25 protein-coding genes and 1 pseudogene are annotated in these 25,397 nt (G+C 71.6%); 13 read left to right on the forward strand and 13 right to left on the reverse strand.

Annotated features, from left to right (window positions below):
* The first annotated feature begins 50 nt into the window (after window positions 1-50).
* Genes OG226_RS04030 through OG226_RS04040 form a run of 3 tightly spaced genes read left to right on the forward strand, consistent with a single transcriptional unit; the run spans window position 51 to window position 1,147 of the window.
* On the forward strand, window positions 51-419 hold the full coding sequence (locus OG226_RS04030) for an NUDIX domain-containing protein (RefSeq protein ID WP_328675224.1): 369 nt from the start codon (window positions 51-53) through the stop codon (window positions 417-419).
* A 45-nt stretch (window positions 420-464) separates the two neighbouring features.
* Complete coding sequence (locus tag OG226_RS04035) at window positions 465-764, forward strand: type II toxin -antitoxin system TacA 1-like antitoxin (protein WP_329347919.1); 300 nt, start codon at window positions 465-467, stop codon at window positions 762-764.
* Window positions 761-1,147, forward strand: a complete 387-nt coding sequence (locus tag OG226_RS04040) for a fic family toxin-antitoxin system, toxin component (protein ID WP_328675226.1) — start codon at window positions 761-763, stop codon at window positions 1,145-1,147. The genes OG226_RS04035 and OG226_RS04040 overlap by 4 nt, the downstream gene beginning before the upstream one ends.
* Before the next feature lie 19 nt (window positions 1,148-1,166).
* Here the strand turns inward: OG226_RS04040 and OG226_RS04045 are convergent, their stop codons facing one another.
* A complete protein-coding gene (locus tag OG226_RS04045; RefSeq protein WP_329347920.1) occupies window positions 1,167-1,598 on the reverse strand; it encodes a MarR family winged helix-turn-helix transcriptional regulator in 432 nt (143 codons plus the stop codon).
* Window positions 1,599-1,830: 232 nt separating this feature from the next.
* Between OG226_RS04045 and OG226_RS04050 the strand changes: the two genes are divergently transcribed.
* Window positions 1,831-3,234, forward strand: coding sequence for a DHA2 family efflux MFS transporter permease subunit (locus OG226_RS04050; RefSeq protein WP_443066861.1), 1,404 nt, complete (start codon window positions 1,831-1,833; stop codon window positions 3,232-3,234).
* 94 nt (window positions 3,235-3,328) lie between these two features.
* The gene (locus OG226_RS04055; protein WP_329347922.1) at window positions 3,329-5,518 is read left to right on the forward strand and encodes a helix-turn-helix transcriptional regulator; all 2,190 of its coding nucleotides are present in this window, start codon (window positions 3,329-3,331) and stop codon (window positions 5,516-5,518) included.
* A 14-nt stretch (window positions 5,519-5,532) separates the two neighbouring features.
* On the opposite strand, the gene OG226_RS04060 is transcribed toward OG226_RS04055, so the two are convergent.
* From OG226_RS04060 to OG226_RS04070, 3 genes are all read right to left on the reverse strand, one after another.
* On the reverse strand, window positions 5,533-6,999 hold the full coding sequence (locus OG226_RS04060) for an FAD-binding protein (protein WP_329347923.1): 1,467 nt from the start codon (window positions 6,997-6,999) through the stop codon (window positions 5,533-5,535).
* Between the two features lie 130 nt (window positions 7,000-7,129).
* Window positions 7,130-7,321 (reverse strand): hypothetical protein, encoded by a 192-nt coding sequence (locus OG226_RS04065; RefSeq protein ID WP_443044564.1) that lies wholly within the window; start codon window positions 7,319-7,321, stop codon window positions 7,130-7,132.
* 80 nt (window positions 7,322-7,401) lie between these two features.
* Window positions 7,402-8,286 (reverse strand): PfkB family carbohydrate kinase, encoded by an 885-nt coding sequence (locus tag OG226_RS04070; RefSeq protein WP_328675233.1) that lies wholly within the window; start codon window positions 8,284-8,286, stop codon window positions 7,402-7,404.
* Between the two features lie 72 nt (window positions 8,287-8,358).
* Between OG226_RS04070 and OG226_RS04075 the strand changes: the two genes are divergently transcribed.
* The 5 genes from OG226_RS04075 (at window position 8,359) to OG226_RS04095 (ending at window position 12,866) form a co-directional block, all read left to right on the forward strand.
* Complete coding sequence (locus tag OG226_RS04075; protein ID WP_328675234.1) at window positions 8,359-8,799, forward strand: MarR family winged helix-turn-helix transcriptional regulator; 441 nt, start codon at window positions 8,359-8,361, stop codon at window positions 8,797-8,799.
* Window positions 8,796-10,637, forward strand: a complete 1,842-nt coding sequence (locus OG226_RS04080; protein ID WP_443044566.1) for an MFS transporter — start codon at window positions 8,796-8,798, stop codon at window positions 10,635-10,637. Before OG226_RS04075 ends, OG226_RS04080 begins: the two co-directional genes overlap by 4 nt.
* A gap of 522 nt (window positions 10,638-11,159) precedes the next feature.
* Window positions 11,160-11,813: a DUF2975 domain-containing protein gene (locus OG226_RS04085; RefSeq protein ID WP_328675235.1), complete on the forward strand. Its 654-nt coding sequence runs from the start codon at window positions 11,160-11,162 to the stop codon at window positions 11,811-11,813.
* Window positions 11,813-12,055, forward strand: a complete 243-nt coding sequence (locus OG226_RS04090; protein ID WP_328675236.1) for a helix-turn-helix domain-containing protein — start codon at window positions 11,813-11,815, stop codon at window positions 12,053-12,055. Before OG226_RS04085 ends, OG226_RS04090 begins: the two co-directional genes overlap by 1 nt.
* Window positions 12,056-12,062: 7 nt before the next feature.
* On the forward strand, window positions 12,063-12,866 hold the full coding sequence (locus tag OG226_RS04095; protein WP_329347924.1) for an aminoglycoside 3'-phosphotransferase: 804 nt from the start codon (window positions 12,063-12,065) through the stop codon (window positions 12,864-12,866).
* Between the two features lie 44 nt (window positions 12,867-12,910).
* On the opposite strand, the gene OG226_RS04100 is transcribed toward OG226_RS04095, so the two are convergent.
* The 3 genes from OG226_RS04100 to OG226_RS04110 all read right to left on the reverse strand — a co-directional run bounded on the left by OG226_RS04100 (window position 12,911) and on the right by OG226_RS04110 (window position 15,933).
* Window positions 12,911-13,753 carry an MHYT domain-containing protein gene (locus OG226_RS04100; protein ID WP_328675238.1) on the reverse strand — a complete coding sequence of 281 codons (843 nt, stop codon included), beginning with the start codon at window positions 13,751-13,753 and terminating at the stop codon, window positions 12,911-12,913.
* Between the two features lie 422 nt (window positions 13,754-14,175).
* The gene (locus tag OG226_RS04105) at window positions 14,176-14,886 is read right to left on the reverse strand and encodes an SDR family NAD(P)-dependent oxidoreductase (protein ID WP_329347925.1); all 711 of its coding nucleotides are present in this window, start codon (window positions 14,884-14,886) and stop codon (window positions 14,176-14,178) included.
* A gap of 66 nt (window positions 14,887-14,952) precedes the next feature.
* The gene (locus tag OG226_RS04110) at window positions 14,953-15,933 is read right to left on the reverse strand and encodes a DUF4331 family protein (protein WP_329347926.1); all 981 of its coding nucleotides are present in this window, start codon (window positions 15,931-15,933) and stop codon (window positions 14,953-14,955) included.
* A gap of 339 nt (window positions 15,934-16,272) precedes the next feature.
* On the opposite strand from OG226_RS04110, the pseudogene OG226_RS51510 reads away from it, so the two are divergent.
* The 3 genes and pseudogenes from OG226_RS51510 to OG226_RS04120 form a co-directional block, all read left to right on the forward strand.
* Window positions 16,273-16,386: pseudogene (locus OG226_RS51510) on the forward strand (hypothetical protein); the annotation flags it as partial.
* Window positions 16,387-16,402: 16 nt separating this feature from the next.
* Window positions 16,403-16,603 carry a hypothetical protein gene (locus tag OG226_RS04115; RefSeq protein ID WP_328675241.1) on the forward strand — a complete coding sequence of 67 codons (201 nt, stop codon included), beginning with the start codon at window positions 16,403-16,405 and terminating at the stop codon, window positions 16,601-16,603.
* A 57-nt stretch (window positions 16,604-16,660) separates the two neighbouring features.
* Window positions 16,661-17,380 (forward strand): SDR family oxidoreductase, encoded by a 720-nt coding sequence (locus OG226_RS04120; protein ID WP_328675242.1) that lies wholly within the window; start codon window positions 16,661-16,663, stop codon window positions 17,378-17,380.
* A gap of 10 nt (window positions 17,381-17,390) precedes the next feature.
* On the opposite strand, the gene OG226_RS04125 is transcribed toward OG226_RS04120, so the two are convergent.
* The 6 genes from OG226_RS04125 to OG226_RS04150 form a co-directional block, all read right to left on the reverse strand.
* Window positions 17,391-20,168 carry a helix-turn-helix transcriptional regulator gene (locus OG226_RS04125; protein WP_329347927.1) on the reverse strand — a complete coding sequence of 926 codons (2,778 nt, stop codon included), beginning with the start codon at window positions 20,166-20,168 and terminating at the stop codon, window positions 17,391-17,393.
* 159 nt (window positions 20,169-20,327) lie between these two features.
* The gene (locus tag OG226_RS04130) at window positions 20,328-21,173 is read right to left on the reverse strand and encodes an alpha/beta fold hydrolase (RefSeq protein ID WP_329347928.1); all 846 of its coding nucleotides are present in this window, start codon (window positions 21,171-21,173) and stop codon (window positions 20,328-20,330) included.
* Complete coding sequence (locus OG226_RS04135) at window positions 21,170-22,552, reverse strand: dihydrolipoyl dehydrogenase family protein (protein WP_329347929.1); 1,383 nt, start codon at window positions 22,550-22,552, stop codon at window positions 21,170-21,172. Before OG226_RS04135 ends, OG226_RS04130 begins: the two co-directional genes overlap by 4 nt.
* 23 nt (window positions 22,553-22,575) lie before the next feature.
* Complete coding sequence (locus OG226_RS04140) at window positions 22,576-23,343, reverse strand: SDR family NAD(P)-dependent oxidoreductase (RefSeq protein WP_329347930.1); 768 nt, start codon at window positions 23,341-23,343, stop codon at window positions 22,576-22,578.
* A gap of 157 nt (window positions 23,344-23,500) precedes the next feature.
* Window positions 23,501-24,118: a VOC family protein gene (locus tag OG226_RS04145; RefSeq protein WP_329347931.1), complete on the reverse strand. Its 618-nt coding sequence runs from the start codon at window positions 24,116-24,118 to the stop codon at window positions 23,501-23,503.
* 94 nt (window positions 24,119-24,212) lie between these two features.
* On the reverse strand, window positions 24,213-25,262 hold the full coding sequence (locus OG226_RS04150) for an alpha/beta fold hydrolase (protein ID WP_328675248.1): 1,050 nt from the start codon (window positions 25,260-25,262) through the stop codon (window positions 24,213-24,215).
* Between the last annotated feature and the right edge of the window lie 135 nt (window positions 25,263-25,397).

Here is a 25,397-nt window from a genome sequence, read left to right on the forward strand (position 1 = left end):
GGGCACGACCGGACGAACGGTCGCGCCGTGCACGAAGGGACGGTTGGGACATGGCGTTGGAGCAGGTCGCCGAGGACGCGGTGGACGCGCTCGTCGTGAATGACGGGCGTGTGCTGCTGGTGGATGTGCAGGGTGGCTGGAGTCTGCCGTCCGGTGTCCCCGAGGAGGCCGAGACGGCGCAGGCCACTGCCGCGCGGGCGGTGTACGAACTCACCGGCTTCCTCGTGGACGGCACAAGCCTTCTGGAGTCCGAGTCCGCAGGCGGGCCGGCCGTGGTGTGCCAACTGCTCAGCGACGACCCGTCGGGAGAGGCTCAGCTCACCGCGGGGCAGGTGCGTTGGGCGCCGTTCGCCGATGCCATCGCCGCCGGGGTGCCGGCGGCCGTGCGTACCTATCTGGAGGGCCATACGCCGGTGTAGGAAATGCCGGGCCCCGTGCGTGGTACCACTGGTACCGTGGACGTCATGCCGAACACGCCGAAGGCCATGAACCTCCGCTTCCGAGACCCCCGGCAACGCGCGGCCATCGAGGCCGCCGCCAAGCAGGCCGGGGTCAGCCTGCAGGAGTACATCCTCTCGGCCGCCTACGCGCGTGCGACGGCCGTCGAAGAGCGGTTCCTTGAGGGCTTCAAGGAGTCGATGGCGCGCAGCGGCGCGGCGTTCGCGGCCGAGCCCGGCAGCGCCGATCCCAGCGCGGAGCAGCGGGCGGCCGAGGCGGACGCCCTCCGTGAACTTGAGCGCCAGGAGCAGGGGCACGCCGCGTGACCCAGCCCGAACCGCCGCACGCGCTCGACGTCACCTTCCTGCTGCACGCCGCCGAACTCCTCCACCGCGATCCCCAGGTCGACGACTACGGCCCGCTGTACGCCGCGGCCGCCCGGGTCGACGCCCGTGCGATGGAGCGTGACATCTACGGTTCCCTGCACCTGAAGGCGGCCGCGCTGCTGCAGACCCTGGCGAAGCTGCCGTGCCTGGAGCACTCCAACGAGGCCTTCGCCTGGCACGCCACCGAGGCCTACCTGATCCTCAACGAGCGCCGCCTCGACTACCCGCCCAAGGCGGCCGTGGCACTCGTCCGCGACACTGCCTCCGGGGAGTTGGGCCTCCCCCGGATCGCCCGCCAGTTGCGCGACTGGACCACCGCCTGAGCGCACGGGCCTTCGGTGCTCAGGCCGTCGCCTTGCGGATGCCGGCGAGCAGGGTCCGCAGCTGCGCCCGGTCCTCCGTGTCCAGCCCGGCCGTCGCCTCCGCGAGCGCGAGGCCGTCGATCTCCTCCGCCTCGCGGTGGCACTCCCGCCCCTTGTCGGTGAGGCGCAGCAGGAACGCGCGACGGTCGTGCGGATGGCGTACCCGCTCGACCAATCCGTCGCGTTCCAGGCTGTCCACGATGCTGGTCGTGGTCCGTGCCACGACGCCGGTCATCTCGCTCAAGTCCCGCATACGCAGAGGCTGTTCGGCATGCGCGAGCATCCGCAGGGCGCGCAGTCGCGCGACCGAGGCCCCGTTGGCGCGCAGCCGGGTCTCGACGAACTGGCGCAGCTGGTGCGTCGTCTCGTAGAGCTCGTCGACCAGGATGTCGCTGCTGCCGTGCACTGCCATGGCGTTCCCCGTTCCGTGGTGAGGGCCGATTGTACGAGCCCCGGGCGGCGACAATGAGCACTCACATAGTGAGTATGCTCAGCATGTGCTGCCGTTCCGACGCCCTCCCGTCCCCCTCGCCCCTCCCCTTCACCCACGAGACCCCCGAGACTCACGAGACTCACGAGTTCTCCGCCGCCTCCGCGATCTCCGCCCCGGCCAGCGTCTCGTCGTCCCCGTCATGTGCGTCTGTGTGACGTTCATAGCCATCGTCGACGGAGCGATCACGACCGTCGCGCTCCCGTCGATCGCCCGCCAGTTCCAGCTGACGACGGCCGCCCTGGACGGGGTGGTCGTGGTCTATCCGGTCTGCCTGGCCATGGCCATCCCCGCCTCCGCCTGGCTGGTCGAACGGTTCGGCGCCAAGCGGGTGTTGCTCACCGCCCTCGGCGCCTTCCTCGTCTCGTCACTGCTGTGCGGCGCGGCGGCCGACCTCGGTCAGCTCATCGCCTCCCGCGCGGTGCAGGGCATGTCCGCCGGAGTGCTCTTCGCGGCCGCTTCCTCGCTGCTCTACAGCACCTTCAACTCCTGGGAGCAGGTGCGGATCTCGCGGTACATGATCATCCCGCAGCAGATAGCCCCGGCCGTCGCCCCGATGCTCGGCGGCCTGCTGGTGGACCATCTGTCGTGGCGTTGGGTGTTCTACGTCAACCTGCCGCTGGGCCTGCCCGCCGTGGTGTTCGGGGCGTTGTTCCTAGCCGAGCACCGCGGGCACCGGCCCGGCCGATTCGACCTCACCGGGCTGCTGTTGAGCGCGGCGGCTCTGGGCGGCGTGATGTTCGGCGTCTGCGAGGGCCCCAACCGCGGCTGGACCTCCCCCTCCGTCGTCACCGCCCTCACTCTGGGCGCGATCCTGCTCACCGCGGCCGTCGTCTTCGAACTGCGGGTCTCCGAGCCGCTGTTGAAACTCCGGCTCTTCGCGGACCGGCTCTTCCGGGACACCAACCTGATCAATCTGGTGGGCCTGGTGCCGATCCTCGGCGCGATGTATCTCGGCCCGCTCTTCCTCCAGCAGGGGCAGGGCCGTTCCGCGCTGGAGTCCGGCACCAGCACCTTCCCCGAGGCCTTCGGCGTGCTGCTGACCGTGCAGATCGCCGGGATCCTCTACTCCAGGGTCGGCCCCCGGATCATCATCGGCTCGGGCCTGACCATGGTGAGCGGGGTCCTGGTGCTCCTCTCCACCTGCGACCAGGACACCGGCCTGTGGACCTTCCGCGGTTACATGTTCCTGCTCGGCATCGGCATGGGCGGCGTCTTCATGCCGACCACGGTGGCCTCGCTGGCGACGCTCTCCCGCAAGGACCTGTCCCAGGCGTCCACGCTCAACACGGTCGTACGGCAGACCGGCGGCGCCTTCGCGCCGGCGGCGGTGACCACGGCCCTGGTCCTGAGCACGCCCACGGGAGCCGCCGCGAACCCGCCCATCTCCGCTTACCAGCATGCCTACTTGACCCTGGCCGCCCTCGCCGCGGTGACCGCCGTCTTCGCCTTCACGATCCCCGACGGCCCGGCCCGCGCCGCCGCACGCGGCACCACCGCGTCGGGCGGCGGAAACGCTCCGGCCCAGCTCCGACGCCGGCACGAGGAGGCGCACTGAGGCCCGCTCCGCCACGACGCTCAGGGCCACCGACTCCCAGGGCGGCGCCGACACTCACGGCGTCGCCGGTGAAACCGACCAGGAATCCCTGGAGTTGAGCGCGGCGGTCGTGCACCCGGCGAGCTTCTTGTACCCCCGCGACACTGCCGTTGCATGGTCGGCGGGCACCGGGCCGCCGATCTCCTCGGCCATGGCGATGATCGCCCTGCTCGAACTGCCCGTCGCGCTCACCGCGCCGCAGCGCTCCGGAGCCGCGGTCCCCGAGCTGCTCCCCCTGAGCCGCCGCCTCCAGGCCGTGTTCGCGTCCCGCGTCGAGACGCTGCCCGCGCCGACCCGGCTGCTCCTCCTGTACGCGGTCCTGGACGACACCGGTGGTCTGCGCGTCCTCACGTCGGCCACGTCCGAGCGGACCGGCATGGAGGATCTGGCGGACGCGGAGCGGGCCGGGCTCGTGGACGCGACGACCGGGCGACTGGTGTTCCGCCATCCCCTCACGCGCTCCGCCGTCGTGGAACTCGCCACCGGCGAGCAGCGCCGGGAGGCGCATCGCACTCTGTCGGAGTACTGGTCCGACCGCCCCGGGCGACGCGCCTGGCACCTCGCCCATGCCACGGTCGAGCCGACCGAGGAAGACGCGATCCCCCTGGAGGAGGTGGCGTGCGACAACGTGCGGCGGGGTGACGCGGGCGGGGCCATCGGCGCTCTGCTGCGCGCCGCCGAGTTGAGCCCGCGCGGTTACGAGCGCGGTCGCCGGATCGCGGAGGCGGCCTATCTCGGCGCGGATCTGACCGGTGATCTGCGCGATGTGCCGCGCCTACTCGAAGAGGCCCGGCTGGCCGACGGCGGACGGGCGGGACCGTTGGTCGCCGCGGTCGCCGCCGCACACCACATCCTCCTCAGCGGTGAGGGTGACCTCGACACCGCCCACCGGCTGCTCGTCGGCGCGATCGACATGCAGCACCAGCCGTACGACGCCGCCGATCCCACCATGATCGACGCGCTGTACACGCTCGCCTGGCTGTGCCAGAGCAGTCAGCGCCCGGAGCTGTGGAAGCCGCTGCACCGGGCGCTCGGCCTGCTGAAACCGGAGGTTCCGGACCAACTCGCCCTGACGCTCTGCACGATGGCCGACCCGGCGCGCACGGCGCCGCCCGTTCTCGGGATGCTCGACGAGGCCATCGCCTCCCTCGACCGGGAGGCCGACCCGGTCCGTGTCATCCGGCTCGCCATGACGTCTCTCTACGTGGACCGGTTGCCGGCGTGCGGGACGGCGCCGCGGCGCGTGCTGCGCGACGGGCGGCACAACAGCTCGCTCACCGTGGAGGTCCGGGGGCTGGTGTACCTGGGCCGGGACCATTTCGTGTCAGGTGAATGGGACGCGTCGGAGGCGCAGGCCGCGCGGGGCCGGGATCTGGGCGAGGCCCCCAGCTACCAGTTGCTGTCGACGGAGTTCCTGTATCAGCGTGCGCTCGTAGCAGCCGCCCGGGGTGACGAGGCCGCGGCCCTCACGGACGAGATGACCCTGTGGGCGACACCGCGCGGTGTCGGCTCCTACCTGTCCTGCGCCTCGCATGCGAGAGCGCTCGCCGCGTTCAGCCGGGGCCGGTTCGAGGACGCCTACCGGCACGCGTGCGCCATCAGTCGCGCGGGGGAACTCGCCTCGCATGTCCCGCCGGCCCTGTTCGTCGTGATGGATCTCGTCGAGGCCGCGGTCAGAACGGGCCGGGCCTCGGAGGCAACGGCCCACGCGGCGGCGGCGGATGAGGCCGGCATCGCCGCGATCTCGCCACGGCTGGCGCTCCTGGTGAAGGCGTCGGCGGCGATGGCGGCCGTGGACCATGAAGCGCTCGACCTGTTCGAGGAGGCGCTCGCCGTACCCGGCACCGACCGCTGGCCCTTCGAGCTGGCCCGGGTCCGGCTCGCCCACGGCGAACGCCTCCGCCGGGTGAAGGCCACGACGGAGGCGCGCTCCCAACTCGCCGACGCCATCGACACGTTCGAGCGGCTCGGCGCCCGCCCCCGGACAGCCCGGGCGGGCGACGAACTGTGCGCGACCGGCCTGTCCATCGGCAGCGCCGGGGTCACCGGAGGAGCATCACTGACGCCCCAGCAACGGGAGATCGCCCTCCTCGCGGCGGCCGGTCTCACCAAGAGGCAGATCGCCGAGCGCCTCTTCCTCTCCCCGCGCACCGTCGCCGCCCACCTGCGCCAGCTCTTCCCGAAGCCGGGCGTGGCCTCCCGCGCCGCGTTGCGCGACGCGCCGGCGGACCCGCCTCCCGACTAGAGCGGCACCGGCGTTCAGAAGATGCCCTGCCCCGGAACCAGGATCCCCTTCGGGTCGTACGTCTTCCTCGCCTCGGCGAACCGCTTCCAGACCGGCCCGAAGTGCCGCTTCCAGTCGGCGTGTTGGAAGGGGATCGAGCCGACCGGGTACTGGGTGCCGCCGGCCGCCCGGACCGTCTCGTACGCGGACCGGTTGGCGGCCAGCAGGCGTCGTACGGTCGTCGTGTCCTCGGGCGGCGCGGCGCGCAGGACCGCGAACAGGTAGGGCATCGGGTCGTCGGGCATCCGCAGCAGCGGCGTGCGGAGGTGCTCGCGCAGCAGCGGGTACAGGAGGACGACGCCCGGTCCCAGGTCGGCCGGGGTGAGGGCGTCCAGCAGGGTGCCGGCCACGTCGGCGGTGCTACGGCCCGGCATGACCAGGTTGAGCCAGGGGTGGGCGTAGGCCCACAGGCCCGCTTCCTTCAGGGCAGCGACGGAGGCGGCGAGCCGGTCGAGGAAGTCGTAGTAGCCGAGGTCGGTGATCTGCGCGCCGGACGTGACGTAGCGCAGACCCCGCAGGAGGACGGTGTCGTCGGGGGTGTCCCCCACCGGCGGCCCGTAGGCGACGGCCTCGATGGCGAACTGGTTGAAGACCCCGGCGGCGTCCGCGCCGACCTGGCCCTCCAGGTAGGCGAAACGGCCCTCGATGGCGAGGAGTCGCTGGTCGTCGAGGAAGGTCTGGAGGTCGTCGTACGGCAGGAGGTAGTGCCGTACGGTCTCCGGGGCCGGGACCAGGCGCAGGGTGGCGCCGACGATCACCGCGCACTGGCCCAGGCCGGCGAGCACGGCGTGGAAGAGGTCGGGGTGGCGGGTCGGCGAGCAGCGGAGCAACTCCCCTGCTCCGGTGACGACTTCGAGTTCGAGGACGTTGTCGACCTGGGCGCCCTGCCGGTGGCTCTGGCCGCCCAGGCCGCCGACGGAGAGGGTGCCGCCGACGGAGAGTTCGAGGTAGTCGGTGAAGACGGGCGGGGTCAGTCCGTGGGCGATGGCCGCCTTGGCGACGTCGCTCCACTTGGCGCCCGCGCCGACCGTGACGCGTGAACTCCCCGTCCGTACCGGGCCGATGGAGGCGAGCGGCTCGGTCTCGATGATCAGGCCGCCCTCGACCTGCGCCTGCCCGTTCGTCCCGTGGCCCTGTCCGCGCGGCGCCACCTTGAGTCCGTGCAGATTGCAGAACCGCACCATCGCGACGACGTCCCGCACCGAGCCGGGGCGCAGCACCGCGGCCGGGCGCCGGTGCACGATGTGCCCGAAGTCGTCGGCGTCCGCGCCGAGCGAGGCGTCGTCGGTGTGGAGCGTCCCGTCCAGATGGGGGAGGCCGGTGAGCGGCCGGCCGGTGTCGGTCGCCGCCCAGCCACGGGTGAAGGGATCGAAGCCGATCACCACGGCTGAGCCTGCGACCAGGCCGCGCAGAGCGGTGCGTCGAGACGGGGTGCGGGGCATGTGGTCCTCCTGAGACCGTCCGTGAAACGATCAACGACGGCTCAGTCTAGGCATGTTGGGGTCCGGAGAAGGGTTGCCTCCCGGCGCGTTCCCCGACCGGTTCGGCACCTGCCGCGGTGACCCGACCTCGCTAGTCGTCCTGGCCGCTCGGGTTCTGGCCCCACCGCCGCTTCTTGTCGGAGCTGCGCAGGAGGTCGCTCGCGGAGAGGGTCACGGTCGCGACGACACGGGCCCAGCGGGGCCCGCCGCGCTCGGCCCAGAACACACACGCGCACCCGCCGACGAGGAGCGCCAAGAGGACCAGCAGTACTGCAGCGATCATGTTTCCCATCCCTGTCGCGTACGGTCCGGTGACGCGTACGTTCCTGATGATCATCTCAGGCCGGGACGGGTTGGCCCGGGTCACCCCTCCCGCAGCCACGCGCGCGTGCCGAACGAGGCGCATGCCCGAGAGGCCACGACGGCCGCCGCGCGCAGCGCCTCGGCGAAGCCCTCCGGTGTCGGGCGGGCCCCCACGAGGTGATAGGCGAGGGCCCCGTGCAGCACGTCGCCCGCGCCCAGCGTGTCCGCCACCTTCACCGACGGCACGTCCACCGTGCCTTCGCCGTCCGGCGCCGCCCAGACGATGGGGTCCGCTCCCCCGCTCACCGCCGACCGGGCGACGTCGTGTTCCCGCAGGAAGCGCAGCGTGTCCGCCGGTGTGCTCGTACCGGGTGGGCGGAAGTCGGCCGAGCAGACGGCCACGTCGATGAACGGCAGCAGGTCCTCGGTGCCGGGCTTCCAACTGCCGCCGTCGAAAAGGGTCTTGCGGCCGAGGGCGCGCGCGGAGCGGGCCGCGGCGACGGCCAGCGTTATGTGGTGACCGTCGAACTCGACGATGTCGGACGCCGCCACCAGTGCGTCGAGGTCCTCGGGCGGGGCGAGCCGGTGTGCCGTCGCGTTGGTCGAGGCGACGGCGCGTTCTCCGGTGGACGCGGTCACCAGGACGGAGGAGACCGCGGGCGGCTCCGCCGAGTCGGCCGCCAGGTCGGAGAGGGTCACGCCCAGCGCGTCCAGGTCGGCCGCCACCCCAACTCCCAGCGCGTGGGCGCCAATTGCCGTCAGGAGCGTGGCCGCGCCGCCCAAATGGCCGAAGGCGACCGCCGCGTTGGCCGCCGGGCCGCCCGCGGCGACCGCTTGCTCCCGAGCCGTGAGCTTCTCGTTCGAGCGCGGTGCGTGGTCCACGAGCTGGATGACGTCCAGGGTGCACAGACCGACGAACAGTCCTCTGGGGCGTCCTCTCTCCACCGATGGCCTCCTCACGCCATTTACTAACAATTGGTTGAGCAGTTCAGGCTGATAAATCTACTGTTAGTAACTATGAAGGTGAACAGCCCGAACGACACCGCTCAGCTCGCGTCCGAGCTGCGGCTCGCGGTGGGCCGGGTGACGCGGCGCCTGCGTCAGGCGCACGCCGTGGGGGACGTGTCACTCTCCGGAGTCTCGGTCCTGGCCCGGCTCGCCCGCGACGGCTCCGAATCGCCCACGTCCCTCGCCGAGGCGGAGCGGGTACGCCCGCAGGCGATGGCCAGCACCCTCGCGCTGCTCGAACAGCGCGGGCTGGTCCGCCGCAGCCCCGATGCCGCGGACGGGCGGCGGAGCATCCTGGCGATCACGGACGAGGGACGTGCCGTGCTGGCCGAGCGGCGCTCCGCGTCGGTCCACCGGCTCGGGGCCGTCCTCGACGAGTTCACCGCGGAGGAGCGCGCGACCCTCGCGTCGGCCCTGCCCCTTCTCGACCGGCTGGCGGAGCGACTGTGACCGAGCGCGCGCACATACCCGGCGACGGACAGCGGAACGAGGGCGGCAGGCCGTCGCTGCTGAGCGCCGTGCACTCCGGGCGTCGACAGGACGCTCCCCCCGGGCCGAACTACAAGTGGGTCGCGCTGTCGAACACCACGCTCGGCGTGCTCATCGCCACGATGGACGCCTCGATCGTGATCATCTCGCTGCCCGCGATCTTCCGCGGCATCGGCCTCGATCCGCTGGCGCCGGGCAACATCGGCTATCTGCTCTGGATGATCCTGGGCTATCTGCTGGTCTCGGCGGTGCTGGTCGTCGTGCTCGGCCGGCTCGGTGACATGTTCGGCCGGGTGAAGATCTACAACATCGGCTTTCTGATCTTCGCGTGCGCTTCCGTCGCGCTGTCCCTGGACCCGTTCCGCGCGGGGGCGGGGGCGATGTGGCTGATCCTGTGGCGGGTCGTGCAGGCCTTCGGCGGGTCCATGCTCACCGCCAACTCGGCCGCGATCCTCACCGACGCCTTCCCAGCCCGGCAGCGCGGAATGGCCCTCGGCATCAACCAGATCACCGCGCTCGCGGGCCAGTTCCTCGGTCTTCTCGCCGGTGGTCTGCTGGCCGTCGTCGACTGGCGCGCGGTGTTCTGGGTCAGCGTGCCGATCAGCATCACCGGCACGATCTGGTCGTACCTGAGCCTGCGCGAGACCTCGGCGGGCCGCCCCGGCCGCATCGACTGGCTCGGCAACCTCACCTTCGCGGCCGGCGCCGGCATCCTCCTCGCGGGCATCACCTACGGCATCCAGCCCTACGGCGGCAGCGCCACCGGCTGGGGAAACCCGTGGGTGCTCAGCGGCCTCGTCGGCGGCGTCGTCCTCCTGCTGATCTTCTGCTACGTCGAGACGCACATCGCCGAACCGATGTTCAACCTGGCCCTGTTCAAGGTGCGCGCCTTCGCCGCGGGCAACCTGGCCGCCCTGCTGACCGCGATCGCGCGGGGCGGGCTGCAGTTCATGCTGATCATCTGGCTGCAGGGCATCTGGCTGCCGTTGCACGGCTACGACTACGAGGACACCCCACTGTGGGCGGGCATCTTCATGCTCCCTCTCACCGTCGGCTTCCTCATCGCCGGGCCCGTGTCCGGCTATCTGTCGGACCGGTTCGGCGCCCGGATGTTCTCGACGGTCGGGCTGATCGTCGTGGCGCTCTCCTTCCTCGGCCTGCTCGCGCTGCCCATCGACTTCGACTACGGCATGTTCGCCGCGCTGCTGCTGCTCAACGGCCTTGGCCAGGGCATGTTCTCCGCGCCGAACACGTCGTCCATCATGGGCAGCGTGCCGAGCGAGTACCGGGGTGTCGCCTCGGGCATGCGCTCCACCTTCCAGAACTCGGGCACCGCCCTGTCCATCGGCGTGTTCTTCTCCCTGATGGTGTCCGGGCTCGCGTCCTCGCTGCCCAGGACGCTGAGCCACGGGCTTCAGCTGCACGGGGTACCGACCGGCGCGGCGGAGCAGGCGGCGTCGCTGCCTCCGGTGAGCACGCTGTTCGCGACGTTCCTCGGCAACAACCCCATCCAGCACCTGCTCGCGTCCAACGGAACCCTCGACCACGTCACCGCGGCCCAGCGCGCCGTCCTGACCGGCCACACCTTCTTCCCCCAGCTGGTCTCGGGCCCGTTCCACCACGGCCTGACCATCGTCTTCAGCGTGGCGGCGGGCATGGCCCTGGTCTCCGCGGTCGCCTCGGCGCTGCGCGGCGGCCACAAGCCGGACGCGGAACGCGAACGGTCACCGGCAGGTCTGCCGCCCGCCCCGGCGGAGACGCCCGAGACTTCGCAGGCGGGGCCGAACGGGGCTTCGTAGGGGCCGAGTTGGTGCCACGCTGTCGGTGAGGGCGAAGTCGTCGACCCCTCCGAGCCTGGTGGCCGCGGGCCGGAGCCCGCGACCGCTCATGATCACGCGTTCAGCGACCGTCCCCGCTGTCGCGGCTCGATGAGCTCGGCGACGTCGTCACCGACGACATCAGGCGCGAGCTCCCCTCGTACGCGGCACTGCCGCCGGCCGAGCGACTGCTCGCATTTCAGGCCGAGTCGCGCAGGAGGGCGTACTACGGCCTGCCCGTCCAGGACGCGCTCGCGACCTCTCGCATCGGCGCCCGTCGGCTGTGGGACGACCCGCGGGCCACGGCGCGCGGTAGGGCGGCCGAGGACACCGCCATCGAGTTGGTCGCACCACTGTGGATGTGGGTCACACCTCTCCCCGCGGGACGAGTTGGGGCAGAACGGGCGCAAGGCGGCCGGCGTGCGGGCCACTTGCCTCTCGCTCACTCATCGCTGTATCGTTTTTCGATAACATCGATAAACGATACACAGGGGGCGGTCCGCCATGACCGACAAGTCGACCGGGGCCGAGAACGGCAGCAGAAACCCGCTGGAACCCATGGCCGGCGTGGTCACCGTGCTCTGCGCGCTGGTCGCGGTGTTCCTGGCCCTGAAGACGTACGCCGCGGTCGGGATCGGCGGCGTCTTCGGATGGGGCGACGGTTCGGTCTGCGCCACCGATCCGTCCACGCAGGGCGGTGGCGAGGACTGGTTCAGCCGGGTCATGGAGCCCAAGCCCGGCATCGTGGTCTCGTTCACGCCGCGGTTCTGCGACTACTCACCCAGCGGCGGCGCACGTCTGCTCAGCACGCTGACCGAACTGCCGTCCTCCGCCCTCTACATCGGCGCCCTGTTCCTGCTGTACTGGCTGATCCGCGCCGCGCGCCAGGACGGCCCGTACACCTTCCGGACCGCGGGCCGTATACGCCTCCTGGGCTGGTACCTGGCCGTCGGCAGCCTCGTCTGCCACGTCACCGAGAGCGTCGCGGGAGCCGCGCTGCTCAACTCCCTGCGGACAGCGGACCACAGGCCGTTGCTCTACGACGTCGACCACGGCATGCCGTACTTCGCGCTGCTCACCGGTATCGGGCTGCTCTCCCTGGCCCGGATCATGCGGGTCGGCACCGTGATGCGCGAAGACCTCGAAGGCGTCATCTGATGTCCCCCGCCGAGGCCGACCCGCACGCCATCGAGGTCCACCTCGACCGGATCCTGGAGGAACGCGGCATGACCCTGGCCGAACTGGCCGCCCAGGTGGGCGTCACGAACGTCAACCTGTCCATCCTCAAGAACGGCCGCGCGAAGGCCATCCGCTTCAGCACCCTGACCCGCATCTGCGAAGTCCTCGACTGCCAGCCCGGCGACCTCCTCACCCACCGGCCGCAGCACGGGAAGGGGTGACGGCCTGGTGACGGTGACCTCGCCCCAAGGGCCGGTCGAGCTTCCCCGGATCGTCACCGAACTCGCGGCGGGGCGGCCGGTGCGGGCCGTGTCGCGGAACGAAGTCGGCGGTCTGACGTTTCAGGTCGGCCTCGGGGATGCGCGGCAGTTCGTGAAGTGGACGGCGGCGGGCAGCGGCATCGATCTCTCGGCCGAGGTGGTGCGCCTGCGCTGGGCGGTGGCGTTCGCCGTGGTGCCGCGCGTCCTCGACGAGGGCGCGGACGAGACGGGGTCATGGATCGTCACGGCCGGCCTGCCCGGACGTACGGCCGTGGACGACCACTGGAAGCGCGACCCCGGCACCGCGGTACGCGCCATCGGTACCGGGCTGCGCGCCCTGCATGAGCAACTGTCCGTTGGTGACTGCCCGTTCGACTGGTCGGCCGGGCAGCGACTGGAGGCCGTACGGTCCCGGGCGGCGGCGGGCCTGATCGATCCGGCGGACCGGCCCGAGGACTTCCAGCACCTCGGGACCGTCGCGCGTGCGCTCCGCGTGCTCACCGACATCCCGCCCGTCGATGAACTCGTCGTCTGCCATGGCGACGCCTGCGCCCCGAACACCCTGATCGGCGACGACGGCAGGTGCAGCGGTCACGTCGACCTCGGCGCGCTCGGAGTCGCCGACCGCTGGGCCGACCTCGCCATCGCGACGTGGAGCACGCGGTGGAACTACGGTCCCGGCTGGGAAGAGCCGTTGCTCGACGCCTACGGAGTCGAGCCGGACCCGGAACGCATCAGGTATTACCGGCTGTTGTGGCGGCTGTCGGACTGAGCCGCCGTACCCGCATGGTGCGGTGAAGCGGTCCGGGTCTCAGGTCACCAGGAGGTGTGGGTCTGCGACGGCTCTCTCGCCGGGAACACGGAGTCCCCGCCGAACAGCGGTGCCGGCTCGGGCTCCGACGTCTTCGCCGCGGCCTCGCCGAGCATCATGTCGGGGTCGAACATGACGATCACGGCGGCGACCAGGAGCACGAGGAGCGGACCGGCGAGCATGACGAGGAGGAAGGCGACCAGGTCGGCCGAGGACTGCGAGGACCCGGCCACGTCGGTGAGGTGGACGGAGACCGCGGCCATACCTGTGTAGTGCATTCCGGTCACGGCCACGCCCATCACCAGGCTCGCGCCGAGGCTCGCCCACAGCGCGTGGATGGAGACCGCCGCCCACAGCGCCGCGGTGGCGGCCGCGATGGCGATCACGATGGAGAGCGCCACGGTCCCGGTGTCGTAGTGAAGGGTGCCGTTCGTGTGGATGGCGGCCATCCCGAGGTAGTGCATGGCCGCGACGCCGAGCCCGGTGACCGCGCCGGCCACACCCAGGTTCAGCGGGGAGCCGCCCCGGTAACCGACGAGGAACACTCCTACGGCGACCACGGCGATCGCCACGAGGAGGCTCAACAGGGTCTTCGTGGCGTCGTAGTTGACGAGCGCGCCCTCGACGCTGAAGCCGATCATGGCGATGAAGTGCATGGTCCATATGCCGCAGCCGATGGAGACCGCGCCGAGCGCCAGCCAGCGGGCTCTGTGCTGCGGTCGGCGCAGCGAACGGGTCGTGCAGCGCAGCCCGAGGGCCGCTCCCAGGCACGCCATCAGATAGGCGGCGACCGGGGTCACCGCGCCGTAGTAGAAGTCGGAGACAGTCGCGGCGGCGGCTGTGGTCATGGAGGGTTCCCTTCACGTACGTGACGGCAGGCGGCACCGCAGTCGCGGTATGCCGGCACGGTGACGCGGCGCACGCTCCCGTCCGGCGGACCGCGGACGATTGCGGTTCCTGCCGGGCGCGGGCCTCCGGTCGGGAGGGGCGCGGGAACACAAGGTGCGCTACGGCAGGGGCGCGCGCGGATCCACCACTCCCGCCCCTGCCGCACGTTCGTACCGGCTCGGCCGGGCGGACCTGTACGAGCGCGCGGACATCCTGCTGAGGACACAGGACACGGGGAACCGAACGGTCGAGTTCAAGCCACCAGGCCGAGTTGTGCATGATTCAATCACGCCACTCACACAATTCATACACAACCCGGATGGGTGTTAGCCGAATCGATACTTCACCACCACTGCCCACAAAGCCCACCAGTGGGGGGAGTTCAGCGGCCGGCGCTCTGGCCGCCGTCGACGTGGAGGATCTCGCCGGTGACGAAGGTCGCTTTCTCCAGGAACACGATCGCGTCGACGACGTCGCCGACCTCGCCCATCCGTCCGAGCGGGTGCAGCGCGGCGAGCGACGCGGACGTCTCCGGGTGCATGGGAGTTCTGATGACCCCCAGCGCGACCGCGTTGCTGCGGATGCCGCGGGAGGCGTACTCGATCGCCAGCGCCCTGGTGGCGGACTGGAGCCCGCCCTTGGTCAGCGAGGCAAGCACCGCGGGGATCGTGGAATTGGCGTGATCGGCGAGGCTGGTGCTGATCTGGACGATGTGTCCGGTGCCCTGACGGAGCATCTGCCGGACGGCGAGCTGGGTGATGTGGAAGAACCCGGTCAGGTTGACGCCGACGACCGCCTCGTACTCCTCCCCGGAGTATTCGGTGAACGGCTTGGCGAGGTAGAGGCCCGCGTTGTTGACGAGGGTGTCGATCCGGCCGAACCGTTCCATCGCCGCGGTGACGACGCGCTCGGCCGTGGCCGGATCGGCGATGTCGCCCCGGACGGTGAGCAGGTCCGGGTCCTCGGAGGGGGTGATGCCGCGTGAGGTCGCGACGACGGAGTGGCCGAGCTTGCGGTACGCCTCGACCAGGCCGGCGCCGATGCCCTGCGACGCGCCGGTGACGACGGCGACCTTCTTGACGGGAACGTCCATGGTGGCCCTCCGGGTGGTGACGGTGCGGACCGGCCTTGTCGGCCGGTCTCGCTCAGGTGCTCATGGCTACCGGTGCGGAGGTCCGAGGTGGGGGAAATCGGGCAGCAGGTCGTCGTGCGGCATCACCCCGCCCGAGGTGACCTTTCCGTTCGTCAGGAAGGTCATCCGGGCGATGAAGACGTCGTCGGTGAGACCGCGCCCGTTGGGATAGACGGCGGGCCGGCCGCGGTCGTAGGTCAGGACGTCCGGCAGGACGGTGGCGGCCGCCGCGTTCGCCTCGGCGGGCGGATAGCCGTTCCCCTCCAGGATCTTCGACCACGGCCCCAGGTATTTCGCCACGTCGTCCGCCGGATGCCCGGCGTTGTACGCGTCCTTCGCGTAGTCGGGATTGATGAACGGGTTGATCGTCGGCTGCCCGCCGCGGTCCACCTGCACGAGTTCGCCGTCACGGCGCACGCTGACGGTTGCCCACAGGTGGATCAGGGGATCCGGGCCCAGCATGTCGTCGGGCACCTCCAGCGCGATGCACTGCACGTCCTTGTCGCCGAAGGCGTCGTCCCCCGTCCACGCGAAGCCGTGCAGGGCGCCTTCGGCGTCGGCGAAGAACGGATCGCTGCGTACGCCGGTGAAGAGGCGGCAGCGACCCGCCTCGACGGGCTGCGCCGACGCGTCGAAGCCGACCGGTACGGCACTGGCGAGCACCTCACCGGTCGGTTCCGCGCTCCGGGCGTCGGCGCCGGTGGCGTAGTAGGCCGTGCCCGTCTGCCTGCCGTCGTCCGCCTCCGTGAACACGAAAGAGAAGGCGGCGTCGGCCTGGTTGTCACCGTCGTTGTCGATGTTGATGCGGTACACCGCGTCGGGGTGCAGTTCCGCGCTCATCAGGAACGGCGGGGTCGCGCTCAGGCCCGTCGCGAACGGGTTCACGTCGATGATCAACACCGTTCTGCCGGGGTCTCCGGACGCCGGGAAGGCGAACAGGTCGGTCAGGTCCAGGCGCGCGTCGTCGCCGGGAAACTTGAGATAGGCCGCGCTGAAGTGGTTGGACATGGGCGATTCCCTCGGTCGGCCACGAGGAGGTCGCGCCGTGCGGAGTTCGTCGCCCTGGCGCTGCGGCTCGCGGGACGGTGGGTGACTTCGTCCAGGGTCCCGCGGCACGGGGAGCCCTCGCGCCCGTGGAACTCACTGGTCCGTGGCGGGACGATCGACAGAAGACGGGGACGTGCCACACCCTGGCCGGCCGTCGGCCAGGGAGGACCACGGGCGCGAGCGACCGCCCGGCCGATCGATCGATCCTGGTCACGATGACGACCCGGGTTCCGGGCGGAATACCGGCCGACGAGGTGGAGAAACGTCTGGGGGCGCCAGGCCGCGCATACCCGTGAGCCGGCCGCGCGGGGGCAGGTGCCGCGCCTGTGGCGTCCTCCGCCGCCGGGCGAGTGGCGCACGATCGGGATCGGCCTGTTCGCCGCCGACGACCCCGACGGCCTCGATCGGACGCTCGCCTCGATGCCCCTGTGTGTCCGGCGCACCGACGCGGTCACCGCTCTCGGAGAGCGGCCGGGAGTTCCTGGTCGCGCTCGTCGTGGAGGTGCCGTACGCATCGGGCGGCGAGACCCTTGAGGGGATGACCGCCCGTGAGGACGGCCTCGCCCGTGTTCCGGCGGCAGCTGCGGGACGTCGTGCGGTCCCCGCCGCTCACCCGGCACTCGTCCAGTGAACCGGCGCCTCCACGGCCGCCGGTCGCCGTGATCTCCACCCCGCTACGGAGGCAGCAGTGAACGATCTCTCAGGAAGCACCGTCGTCGTCATCGGCGGCAGCTCCGGCATCGGGCTGGAGACGGCACGCCAGGCGCGTACGGCCGGCGCGAAGATCGTCGTCACCGGTCGTGACCAGGGGCGGCTCGACGCCGCGCGGGACGAGCTCGGCGCGTCCGCCGCGAGGCTCGACCTGGGTGACGCCCCGGGACTGCACCGGTTCTTCGCGGAGCTGCCCGCGCCGGTCGACCACGTCCTGGTCGCGGGCGGCGGGCCGCTCTACTCGCCGATCGTCGACATGGACTTCGACGAGGCGCGGAGCGTGCTCGACGAGCATCTGCTGGGAGCGCTACGCGTCGCGCGGGAGTGCGCGACATGCGTCCGGCCCGGCGGGTCGCTGACGTACATCACCGGCACGCACGCCCGCCGCCCCGGCGTGGGTCTGAGCATCGCGGCCATCGCGGCGGCGAGTCTGCCGGCCATCACGGCGAACGCGGCCCTCGAACTCGCCCCGGTGCGGGTCAACGCGATCGCCGCCGGGTTCGTCGACACCCCGTTGTCGGCGCGGCTGCTCGGCGACGAACTGGAGCGGCGCCGGGAGGAGTTGCGCGCCACGCTGCCGATCCGCCGGGTGGTGGGACCGTCGGACGTGGCCGCGCTCGCCCTGCACCTGATGACCAACACGGCGCTCACCGGGGCGACTTACGACATCGACGGCGGCCAGCAGCTGATCCCCTGAGCGCGATCCCCTACTCCGGCGCGGCCTCGTACTCCCCGCGGGGCAGCACGTCACGGAGTTGTCTGCGGGAGGTGATCGACAGCTTGGTGAAGATCTTCCGCAGGTGCCACTCGACGGTTCGCGGGCTCAGGAACAGGCGGGAGCCGACCTCCGGGTTGGAGAAGCCGTCCTGCACGAGCGACGCGATCTGCTTCTCCTGCGGCGTCAGTTCGTCACGCGACGAGGCCTCCACCGAGCGCTTGCGGACGGTCTCCCCCGTGGCGAGCAGTTCCCGGCGGGCCCGTTCGGCGAACGCCTCCATGCCGATCGACCCGAACATCTCGTAGGCGGTACGCAAGTGCCCCCGGGCGTCGCTCCGTTGACGGTCCCGGCGCAGCCACTCGCCGTACAGCAGATGGGCGCGCGCCAGTTCGGGGCGCAGTTGTGTCCGGCCCAGTCGCTCGATCGCCCTGCGGTAGAGGCGGTCCGCGGGGGCTCCTGCGGTGAGCAGGGCCCGGCAGCGGGCCAGGATTCCCTGTGCCCAGTCGGTGTCGCACGGCTCCGCCGCGTCCGTGAGCCGGGCGAGCGCGTCACCGGCGATCTCCTCCTCCCCGGAGCGCACCGCCGCCTCGACGAGTTCGGGCAACACCCAGACGGAGACCCACAGTTCGGCGATGCGGCTGCTGATCTGGGCCGCGGACATGGCCTGTTCGTAGCGGGCGAGGCCGTTGTAGAGGACGGCGGCGGCCCAGTGGGCGACCGTGACTCCCATCAACTGGCCGCTCGCACCGGCCTCTTCGATGGTGGCGGCGATGAGGGCCTCCGCATCGGCGCTCCGGCCCCGCAGTGCGCCGAGCCGAAGCCCGACGTGCGGTGCCAGGGGGACGCCGGTCGCCGCGGCGACGATGTCCGCCTCGTCGACGATCGACGCGGCGGCGTCGAAATCCCCGGTCCACGTGGTCGCCATGCCCAACGACGCGAGGCACAGGGGGAGTTCGGTCAGGGCACCGGCGGTGCGCGCCACTTCGACGGCCCGGCGGTACGTGCTGCGCATGGCCCGGTCGTCCCAGACGGCCGCGCTGACGCCGTTCGCCACCCAGCCCCACTTCAGGACGTCGGGGGCGGGAAGATCCGCGAGTGCCGTGACGGCCCGTCGGAGTGCGGGGACGGCGGCGGCGCGGCCGTCGGTGACGAGCCGCGCGCAGGCCTCGATGACGAGATCGAGGGTGTCGGGAGTTCCCCTGGGCGCCGGAAGGTCTCGCATCGCCCGGGAGATCGCCATGAGGCTGTCGGCGTCCGCGGCGACCAGTGCCGAGGTGCCCCAGGCCATCAGGTAGGTCTCGCGCGCGAGGTCCTTGTCGAAGGGCTCCAGTCGCTGTGCGGCCGTCAGCAGCAGCGGTGGTGCCTCCTGGTTGAGGCCGGCCGCGAACGTGAGCTGGCCGTGCACGAGTTGGGCCCGGGCGCGTTGGAACTCGCTCTGGGCGTACTGGTCCGCGATGTCGGCGAACCGGCGGGCGGCGTCGAGGTCGCCGGCCTGGAGGCTGACGTCGGCGGCGGCCACCGCCCGTTCGGCGCGCCGTGACGTGTCGCCGGTGAGTGCCACGGATCGCTGGAGGAACGCCGCCGCCGCGGCCAGCCCGCCACGTGCCTGCGCGCGGTCGGCGGAGCGTTCGAGTTCGGCGGCGACGGACTCGTCCGGGCCCGCGGTGGCGGACGCGAGGTGCCAGGCGCGACGGTCCGGGTCGGCCTTCGGGTCGGTGACCTCGGCCAGCGCCAGGTGCGCGGCCCGGCGGTCCTCCTCCGCCGCCGAGCGGTACACGGCCGACCGGACGAGCGGGTGCCGGAACGTGACGCGGATGTCGAACGACAGCAGCCCGTCCGTGCCGCCGGCGAGCGCGGTCTCCGGTGTCACACCGAGACGGCCGGCCGCCGACCACACCAGGGCGGGATCGCCGACCGGTTCGGCGGCGGCGATCAGCAGGAGCAGCCGGGTCTCGTCCGGGAGTGCCTCGATCCGGCTCAGGAAGCTCTGCTCGATGCGGCCCGGGAGCGTGTCGCCGTTCAAGAGGCCGAATCCACCGGCCAGTTGGGTGATGGTCAGGCCGCGGGGCAGTTCGAGGAGGGCGAGGGGATTGCCCTTGGTCTCCGCGACGAGGCGGTCGCGGATGTCCTGGTCGAGCCGGGTGTGGGTGGCCGAGTCGAGCAGGGTGTGGGCGTCGGCGTCACCCAGGCCGGTGACCTCCAGCTCCGGCAGTCCGAGCAGGTCCTGGGGCCCTTCGCGGGCTCCGAAGACGAGGGCGACCGACTCCGCGAGCAGCCGGCGGGCGACGAAGCCCAGGATCTGTGCCGAGACCCGGTCCATCCACTGCGCGTCGTCGACCAGGCAGAGCAGCGGGTGTTTCGCGGAGGCGTCCGAGAGGAGACCGAGTACCGCCATCCCGACCAGGAAGCGATCGGGCGGGGGCCCCGCGCGGATGCCGAACACCGTCTCCAGTGCGGCGCACTGCGGCTGAGGAAGGTTCTTCAGGCGTTCGAGCAACGGCACGCACACCTGGTGCAGCGTGGCGAACGCGAGCTCCATCTCGGATTCGATGCCGACGGCGTGCAGCACGCGCAGGTCGGCCGCCGACCGGGAAGCGTAGTCGAGCAGTGCCGATTTTCCGACGCCGGGTGGGCCGTGGACCACGAGCGTGCCGCTCTCCCCGCCACGGGCCGCGCTGATCATCCGGTCGAGCCGGGCGCACTCGGTCCGCCTGCCGAGCAGGCCGACCTTTGACCCGTCCCGTGAGCTGTGCTCCGCATGCGCCACGGTTGTCCGCCTTCGTCGCGGTCTGCCCCCTGGTCACCCTGCACGTTACAGCGGTGGGCCCGCGGCCTGAATCCTGACCGGGAAAAGGCCTGGTCGCCGCCTCGTGACAGGACGCGTTCAGGCCGCGGAGTCGATGTAGGTCTGCGGCAGGTGGCGATGTCAGGTCAGAAAGGCCCGGATCCGTTGGGCGGCCTCGTCGGCGCAGGTGTCCAGGACGAAGTGGCCACCGTCGAGCAGATGGACCTCCGCATCGGGCAGGTCGGCCCGGTACGAATCGGCCTCCCGCGCCCGGAACGACGCGTCGTGACGTCCCCAGAGGACGAGCGTGCGGGGCCGGCGGGTGCGCAGCCACTGCTGCCAGACCGGGTAGGCGGCGAGGTTGGTGCGGTAGTCGTAGAACAGCTCCAACTGGATCTCCGCCTGCCCGGGCCGGTTCAGGAAGGCGTACTCGTCCGTCCACAGGTCGGGGTCGTAGCGGTCGGTCGCGGGGTCGTGGCCGAGGTGGCGGGCCCGTGTGGCGGCCAGGGACAGGAAGTTCTCGCGCAGTGCCGGCTCGTGGGTGGCACGGTCGGCCCAGAAGGCACGTCGTGTCCGCCAGAGCGGCCCCAGCCCGCTCTCGTGGGCCACCGCGTTCTGGATGATCAGGGCCTCCAGCCGCTCCGGGTGCGCCATGGCCATGCGGAACCCGACCGGCCCGCCGTAGTCCTGCACGAAGAGCGTGTACCGCTGGAGGCCGAGGGTGTCCACGAAGCCGTTCATGACCTCGGCCAGGTGGTCGAAGGTGTACGCGAACCCGGTCGGCGCGGGAGCGCCGCTGTGGCCGAACCCGGGAAGGTCGGGCGCGATCAGCCGCCACCGGTCCGCGAGGCGCCCCAGCAGCGGCTCGTACATCCGTGACGAGGACGGGAAGCCGTGGAGGAGCAGCAGGGCGGGGGCGTCGGGCGGTCCGGACTCGCGGTAGAAGATCTCAAGGTCGTCGACCTTCAGCGTGCGGTAGCGCGTCACGGTGACGCCTTTCGCGCCGCGGCCCCGATCTGCTCGTGCAGGTCCTTGAGCGCGGCGACGTAGATCTCCGAGAACGTGGGAAACGGCTGGATCGTGTCCCGGAGTACGTCCAGCGGGATGCGGGCGCGGATGGCGAGGGTCGCCTGTTGCAGCCACTCCCCCGCCTCCGGGCCGAGGGCGTGGGCGCCGGTGATCACCCGGCCGTCGCTGAGCAGCGTGAGGAACCCGTTGGCGTCGGCGTAGGCGCGGGTGTAGGCGGCCGTCTTGGCCACCCCGGAGATCGGGACGGTGGCGCTGAACCGTGCCTCGCCCGCACCCACCGACGCCGCCTGCGGGTCGGTGTAGACGACGCGGGGCACGGCGGTGTAGTCGGCCTCGCGGGGTTCGCCGAGGATGTTGGCGGCGACGACCTCGCCCTGGTACTTGCCGACGTGGGTGAGCATCCAGAGACCGGTGGCGTCGCCGACGACCCACAGCCGCTCGGCGGCACGCAGCCGCGAGTCGACGGGGATGCCGTGCTCGTCGGCCCGCACGCCCACCGTGTCCAGGCCGATGTCGTCGACGCGCGGGCGGCGTCCGGTGGCGACGAGGAGGTGATCGCCGCGCAGTTCCCGCCCGTCGTCGAGCGTCAGGACGTAGTCCTCGCCCTCGCGCCGGGCGGCGACCGTGCGCGGGCCGAGGACCAGCTCGACCCCGTCGCGGCGCAGCACCTCGCCGAGCGCCTCGCCCAGGGGCCGGGGCTCGCGGGGCAGGACGTACCCGCCGTGGGCCGTGACCACCACCTCGCCGCCCAGCCGGCGGACGGCCTGCGCCATCTCCACACCGACGGGTCCGGCGCCGAGCACGACCAGCCGGCGCGGGACCGCCTTCATGCCCGTCACCTCGCGGTTGGTCCACACGCCGGTCAGTTCGGACAGGCCCGGGACCGGGGGCATGATCGGTGCCGCGCCCGTGGCGACCACCACGTGCTCGGCGGTGTGGCGGGCTCCGGCCACCTCCACGACGCCCGGTCCCGCCAGCCGGCCGGAGCCTCGCAGCAGGGCGATGCCGGTGTCGGCCAGCCAACGTTCCTGCCCGGCGTCGGAGTAGTCCGACACCATGAAGTCCCGCCAGGCCAGGGCCTGTTCGACGTCGACCTGGGCGCTCGCCGCGGCCTCCCGTGCGCCGTGCACGGCCTCGCCCGGGCGCAGCAGCGTCTTCGACGGGATGCACGCCCAGTACGAGCACTCCCCGCCGACCAGTTCGCGCTCCACCAGGGCGACCCGCAGACCGCCCTCGGCGAGGGCACCGGCGCAGTGCTCGCCGGGCGATCCCCCGCCGATGACGATGACGTCGTAGTCATGGTCGCTGTCGTGGTCGCTGTCGTGGTTTTGACTCATGGGTCCGTCCTCCTCACCTGCGGTCACCACGTCTGGTCACCGGCGCGGACCAGCATCTCGTTGACGGCCACCCGTCGCTCCCGGGTGACGATGTAGGCGATCGCGTCCGCGACGTCCTCCGCCCGCAGTGGTTCGATGCCGCTGACCTGCCGGAGTGCCGCCTCGCGGGTGGCTTCGCCGAGGTGGTCCACCAACTCCGTTCGTACGGTGCCGGGTTCGACCACGGCGACCCGTACCCGCTCCACGAGCAGCTCCTGGCGGAGGGCTTCGGTGAAGCCGTTCAGGCCGAATTTCGTCAGGTTGTAGACGCTGCTCCCGGGGCGGGCGACACGTCCGGCCGTCGAGCCGACGTTGACGATGTCGGCCACCTGCCGCGGTGAGGTGGTGGACGCGTCGATCAGGTACGGGACGGCGGCGTGGGTGACGTGGAGCAGTGCGGCCACGTTGAGCGAGACCATCCGGTCCCACTCCTCGATCGTGGCGTGCAGGGCTGTGCCGAGCAGCATGATCCCGGCGTTGTTGACCAGGATGTCGAGCCGCTCCAGCCGCCCGAGCGTGACCTGGACCGCCTGGTACGCCTGGTCGGGGTCGCTGATGTCGGCCTCCACGACGTCGGCCCGGCCGCCCAGCCGCGTGATGTCCTGGGCGAGCCGGTCCAGGCGGTCGCGACGCCGTGCGACGAGCGCCACCGCCGCGCCCTCCTCGGCCAGCCGGCGCGCGGTCGCGGCACCGATGCCGCTGCTGGCACCGGTCACCAGCGCGACGGATCCGGCCAGCGGTTTCTCGGCCATGGCGGTCTCACTTCCTCATGTCGAGGACGACGCGGAACCGGGCGTCACCGGGGATCATCCGCGGGGACGTCGGTGGGGCGGACCCCGCAGGCCTCGACGCGTATCCGCACCTGCCCGGCAGCCGGTGCGCGACTCCTTCGCCCGACAGGCCGCGTACTCACGACGGCAACTCGGTCCCGGCCTGCTCGCGCACCATGTACCGCGCGTACCAGTCGGGCCAGTCCGGGTCCTCCGCGCCGGTGCGCGCCTCGTGCTCGCCGTGCGCGGCGGCGGCTCGGCGCAGTGCGCTCGCCAGGTCCTCGGCGGAGGCGAACGTCGTGGCCGCGGGGTCCAGGCGGCCCGGGAGCCGGGTGGTGATCTCCTGAAGAATCCAGCCGTTGCCGTCTGGGTCGCTGAACGACACGAACGAGCCGTAGCTGCTGCGCTTCGGGTCCGGGCCGGGCACCCGGGCGTCGGTCCCGGCGTGGTGGAAGACTCCGCCCTCGTCGTGGAACACGTCGCTGGGGTCGGCGCCGAGCCGCTTGAGTTCGTCGTGGGCGGCGGCGATGTCGTCCACGACCAGGTGCAGGCCCTGGGCCGAGCCCGGTGTCTGGGACGTGACCGAGGTGCCGAAGATGACCGATGCCGGGGAGCCCGGCGGGGTCACCTGCACCACCCGGAAGTTCTCGCCGGTGGCGACATCGGCGTCCAGCCGCCAGCCCAGCGCCGTGTAGAAGTCCTTGGCCCGGTCCACGTCCCCGACCGGCACCACGACCACTTCGAGCTTCATGTCCATGAGCTGCGCCTCCGTTCTCGGACGAACTGCCGACACCACCAGACTCGCCCCTACGGCCCCGGTTCGCGCCAGGGAGTCTCCCTGGTCCACGGGATCAGAGCCGATCGGCGTCCAGAACGGCCTGCGCGAACGCCTCGGGTGCCTCCTGCGGCAGGTTGTGCCCGATGCCGGCGAGGGCCCGGTGGTCGTAGGGGCCGGTGAACTTGGCTCGGTACGCGCTGCCGTCACCGGCCGGGGTGAAGGGGTCCAGCTCACCGTCGAGGGTGATCGTGGGCACGGCGACGGCCGGGCCCGCGGCGAGCTTGGTCTCGATGCCGTCGTAGCGCGGGTCGCCCGCCGCGAGGCCCAGCCGCCAGCGGTAGTTGTGGATCACGATGCTGACGTAGTCGGGGTTCTCGAAGGCCTTCGCGGTGCGGTCGAAGGTGGCGTCGTCGAACTGCCAGGTCGGGGAGACGTTGCGCCAGATCAGCTTGGCGAAGTCGTGCCCGTACTGGGCCAGACCCGCCTCGCCGCGCTCGGTGGCGAAGTAGTACTGGTACCACCACGCCAACTCGGCGGCGGGAGGCAGCGGTTGCTTGTTCTTCTCCCGGTTGGTGATGAGGTAACCGGTCACCGACACCAGCGCCTTGCAGCGCCCCGGCCACAGCGCCGCGATGATGTCGGCCGTCCGCGCACCCCAGTCGAAGCCGCCCAGCAGCGCCTTCTCGATCCGCAGGGCGTCCATCAGGGCGATGATGTCCCGTGCGACCACGGCCTGTTGGCCGTTGCGGAAGGTCTTCGACGAACGGAACGTCGTGGTGCCGTACCCGCGCAGGTAGGGCACGATCACCCGGTACCCCTCGGCGGCCAGCAGCGGCGCGACGTCGACGTAGCTGTGGATGTCGTACGGCCAACCGTGCAGCAGGACGACCACCGGCCCCTTCGCCGGGCCGACTTCCGCGTAGCCGATGTCCAACTCCCCGGCCCTGACCCGCTTGAGCGCCTCGAAGGACGTACGGCCCTTCGCCCGCCCGGCAGTTGACGCATCCCTGCCCAAGGAAGTGGCGGACGCGGGTGACGAGCTGAACCATCCCGCCAGGGAGGCCGCCGCGGTCCCCATGGCCCCCGCCCCGATGGTCTTGCCGAGAGCCCGCCTGTTGATCATGTGAACCGTCCTGCCTGTGGGGATGCCGGAGTGCCGCCCCCTGGAGGACGGCCTTGATCAGGTTCCGCTGCCGGTCGGCCCGGGCGCCACGACCGGCTTCCTTGCATGTGGGAGGTACAGCCTCTCGCCCAGGCA

Source organism: Streptomyces sp. NBC_01261 (genome assembly GCF_036226385.1).
Lineage (GTDB): Bacteria > Actinomycetota > Actinomycetes > Streptomycetales > Streptomycetaceae > Streptomyces.